Source organism: Robinsoniella sp. (assembly GCF_034124845.1).
In genome coordinates, this window is the sequence record NZ_JAWYAJ010000245.1 from 1 (window position 1) to 4,742 (window position 4,742).

The following is a 4,742-nucleotide window of genomic DNA, read 5'->3' on the forward strand; positions in this document are numbered from 1 at the left end:
ACTTCTATTGCAAGCCGGCATCTGTTGTTCAGGGAGCCACCATATTCATCTTCCTGTTTGTTGAAATACGGTGAAAGAAACTAATTTAAAAGCCAGCCATGCCCGCCGTGGATCATGAGCATTTCGAACCCTGCCCGTTTTGCCACTGCCGCAGTCTTTCCATAGGCTTCCACGATGCTGGAAATCATTTCTTTCGTCAGTTTTTTTACTTCCACACCGTCAGAACGTAATGCAGCAGATGGCCCCCACTGGTTCATGGAATGCTGTTTATCCTTGTCTGTCATATATGTTCCGGCATACATTCCCGAATGGGATAATTCAAGGCTTGGCATGGCACCATGACGCCGGATTGCATCTGCCGTATAGGTAGCAGATGCAAGAGAATTTAAAATAGCGGTATCCAAATGATATGCATGGGAACCGTCTGTTTCAGGGTGAACCATGCACTCGCTCACGGTTACTCCCGCTGCCCCGCCCTTTGCACGAAGCTCATAAAATGCGGTTGATTTTGACCCGATACAGCCATCATTTGTAATGTCAGTCCCACCCATGGGTGCGGAAAACATTCTGTTGCGGAACGTAACATTGCCTATTGTGATAGAGTTACATAAATTTGGGTATTTTCGAATCATTTTCGCTCCTATCCGATGAAAAGTTCTTTTAAATATTGTCCCTCTCTTCGATTCTTTAGGAGGTTCATGAATTCTTTCACCTTGTCCATATTTATTTTTTCTTCTTTTGCTTTTAAATGAACGTATAATGCCCCAATCAGGTTCGAATCATTAAAGAACTCACAGGAAGTGACTTCCGGAATGGGGACCGCATGGGGATAAACGCCATTTAATTTTTTTAATTCTTCCCGCATTATCTGCAGAAACAACGGCTGGGCGCTAATTCCGCCGCCAATGGCAATTCGTTCAGGATCAAAGATAAACTGACAGTTTGTAATCTGAACCGCCAGACAATTGGCAAAGCTGCGAATGCACCAAAGAGTCTCTTCATCCCCGCAGTTTGCCATAGAAAATACTTTTTCGCCATCCAATTCGGCTACCGGTATTCCTTTTTTCCCGGATACCATATGTAATAATGCAGGAACGCCCCCTGACTCTGCCAGGATCTTGTCCTGATTAAACGCATCTCTTCCATCTGTCAAAATGTAGCTGAACTCTCCCGCCATAAAATGCTTTCCTCTTACCACTTTACGGTTGCAGATTACAGCACCGCCTACTGCCGTGCCGCAGATCACTGCAATTGCATTATTGCAATCACTTAGACAGCCCTTCCATACCTCCGCCAAAGCAGCACATTTTGCATCATTTTCTACCGTAACCGGAACCCGGCAGCAGTTTTCCAGTATTTCCACAATGTTGATATTGGAAATACAGAAAATGGAACCACCGTTATACATAAATCCCGTTTCACTGTCAATCATACCCGCGGTACTAAGTGCAATTCCCTGTATGTCCGTTTTATTCTGTTCGTAAATATTCGTCAGCATCTCAATGAAGTCTTCTAGGGATTCCTGTCTGGTTGGGACTTTATCCTTGTAAAAAAAATGACAGTCCTCATCCATAACTGCATATTTTGTATACGTGCCGCCGATATCAATCGCTAAATATTTCATGCTTCGCCTCCCCGCTGCAACATCTTAAAGACCGTCCGTTGCTTGCAATCACATCCCGATACCAATAGAAACTTTTCTTTTTATACCGTTCTAATGTTCCGCTGCCGTCATCGTTTCGGTCAACATAGATAAAGCCATAACGTTTTTTCAATTCCGCTGTTGATGCACTGACCAGGTCGATGCATCCCCAGGTGGTATAACCCATGACTTCTACCCCGTCTTTGACCGCTTCCGCCACCTGCAGAAGATGTTCCTTCAGATAAGCGATCCGGTAATCATCTGCAACGGTAGGATTTCCTGCACTGTCTGGCACCAGGTGATCCAGGGCTCCTAATCCGTTTTCTGCGATAAACAAAGGCTTCTGGTATTTATCCCAATATTGATTCAAACACATAGCGAAGTCCTATGGGATCAATCTGCCAGCCCCATTCGCTGGATTTCAGAGTAGGATTCATAACCCCGCCCAGCAGATTACCTTCACCGCGGACATTTTTGCACGCATTCGCCGTTGCACAGACACTTACATAGTAACTGAAGGATATAAAATCCACTGTATTTTTCAAAATATCCCTGTCTTCTTTGGCAATATCAATTTTAATGCCATGTTCCTTCAGATAACGCTTCATATAACCCGGATATTCGCCCCGGACATGGACATCGGTAAACATGGAATGCTTATGTTCCTCTTCCATAGAACAGATCACATCCTTAGGATCCGGTGTCAGCGGATAGACGGGCATACTCAATATCATACATCCAATCTGAAAGTACGGATTAATTTCATGCCCGATTTTAGTCGCCAGTGCGCTTGCTACTAATTCGTGGTGGATTGCCTGATACAGCTGTGATTCTTCCAGCTCTTCTTTAGGGGTGTTAATGGCACCGCTCATAAATGGTGAATTAAGTATGGAATTAATCTCATTAAATGTAAGCCAGTACTTCACTTTTTCTCTGTAACGGGTAAAAATAGTTCTTACATAGCGTTCATAGAAACCAATCATCCGCCGGTCCAGCCATCCGTCATAAGTCTCAGCCAAATGAAGCGGTGTCTCATAATGTGAAATGGTAACAAGGGGCTCTATGCCATATTTCCTGCATTCATCCAGCAGGTCGTCGTAGAACTGAAGACCTGCTTCATTTGGCGTTTCCTCATCACCCTGTGGGAAAATCCTGCTCCATGCTATGGAGATTCGGAATACTTGAAACCCCATTTCTGCTAATAGCTTTATATCTTCTTTATATCTGTGATAAAAATCTATGCCCACCAGTTTTAAATTGTCTTCAGTGGGTCTCTCGGTCCGGGGACCTTTGATTCCCTTAGGCATCACATCCTGTATGGAAAGTCCTTTTCCATCCTCCAGGTAAGCGCCTTCACATTGGTTTGCAGCAATTGCGCCTCCCCATAAAAAATTTTCCGGGAACATATTTTCCTCCTTTCATTAAAAATACAGGGCATCATGACTTACTTATCCGGAACTTTTAACTGAAATGGAATCGCCGGAATCCCGTTCTGATTGTAAAGATTCACATGATAATATTGCTTCCAGGCAAAAGATATCTGGATGTCATTCAGCTCTTCATTTAACAACCGGATCAGCAGCTTTTCTCCGGATACTTGCACTTTAAAAGGAATTGCTGCTTCTTCGCTATATACTTCCAATGCTTCAATCTCTGTTCCATCTACGAGCAGACCGCCATCCGCATGTTTAAAAGATACCGTAATCAAGTCTGCATTTCTGTGAACATTTTCTACAGCAGGTGCATCACATAGGACAGCCTGCTCATACACATGCCCCAGTGCCAGCAGAGCTAATCGGTGTCCAACCACTTTTTTGTTCTTGGGATGGATATCATACTGTTCCCCCGCATCTGAAATAGAGCATAAATGTACATGGTCATCCTGGTTTGCAACTAATTCCTGGCAATGACGCAGCATTGGAAAGTCAGAGCCTTTTGTTGTTATCCAGCCTTCCCACCCAGGCAGCTGTACCACCAAAAATGGTAATGTCTGATCGTTCCATAGAATCCGCCAGTCCCCGATCAGACCCTTAAGCATATTTTCATAGAGATATTGACACCCCAATACATCATCGCTTTCACCCTGATACCAGAGAATCCCCCGTATACTGTAAGGGGCGATAATCTTCACCATATGCTCATAGAGACTTTCCGGAAATGCCTGGGGCGGCAGGACATCCGATACGTCTTCCGGTATATCCATCTGCTTGATAAATCTCTGGATTTCATCCGGAGCAGGGGTACCGGAAAGTAAAAATTCTGTAAGGACATCCGCAAAAGGATTTCCTCTGGAATTCATGGAACGTTTCTTTTGCTCCGCCATGTAAATATCCGGATCCAGTCCTGCCATTCTGCTTTCAAAGTCATCTATCCAGGGTTTTCCTGTCTGCTCCAGACTTGTTCTGGTCATCCAGGAGGACGCGCTGGTTCCGCCCCAATTGCATCCAATGATACCCACCGGTACATTCAGCTTTTGCTCCAGCTCTTTTTCAAAGTAGTAGCCAACACCGGAAAAATATTCAATATCTGCTTCTGTTGCTTTTCTCCAAAACCCCATTCTGCTATAGTCAAAGTCCTTTTCCTGTCCCTTATAAGCTATTTCCGGTACGTCATAAAACCGTATTCTGCTGTTTTGGCATATTGGCTTTTCCTGTGCTAAATGCTTTTCATATCGCATATGGAATTCCATATTGGACTGTCCGCCGGCGATCCAGACTTCGCCAACTGCGACATCGGTATAAGAAACAGTTTCTTTTTCATTATAAATTCTGATTTCTATCTTTTCTGCTGCTTCCATAGCAGGTAATTCTCCATGCCAATATCCGCTGTCATCAACATTTACGGTACTTTTATTCCAGGGTGTCTCGATCACGATTTGACGCCCTGCATCTGCAGTGCCCCATATGTGAAATGGTTTTCTTCGCTGAATCACCATACCTGACTGAAATATATCTGCTGCCTGAATCATTTTATACACCTCATTCTTTCTTATAGCACTTTTAAAAATTACTGCCACAGTTATGCAAACCAGATATGCACATACCTGCGTTGTCTTCAATCGTCGATGTCCACATCGACTCATTCCTCCGCCTTGTACGGT

At 44.1% G+C, this 4,742-nt stretch carries 2 protein-coding genes and 2 pseudogenes; all 4 read right to left on the reverse strand.

What is annotated here, in order from left to right; genetic code table 11:
* Positions 1-632 (reverse strand): annotated as a pseudogene (locus tag ACH2DQ_RS12060) (NADH:flavin oxidoreductase); the annotation flags it as partial.
* An 8-nt stretch (positions 633-640) separates the two neighbouring features.
* Positions 641-1,624, reverse strand: a complete 984-nt coding sequence (locus tag ACH2DQ_RS12065) for an ROK family protein (protein WP_394911816.1) — start codon at positions 1,622-1,624, stop codon at positions 641-643.
* Positions 1,605-3,048, reverse strand: a pseudogene (locus tag ACH2DQ_RS12070) (glycoside hydrolase family 1 protein). The gene ACH2DQ_RS12065 and the pseudogene ACH2DQ_RS12070 overlap by 20 nt, the downstream one beginning before the upstream one ends.
* A gap of 38 nt (positions 3,049-3,086) precedes the next feature.
* Positions 3,087-4,742: sialate O-acetylesterase (locus ACH2DQ_RS12075; RefSeq protein WP_395026878.1), on the reverse strand; the 1,656-nt coding region annotated here is incomplete at its 5' end.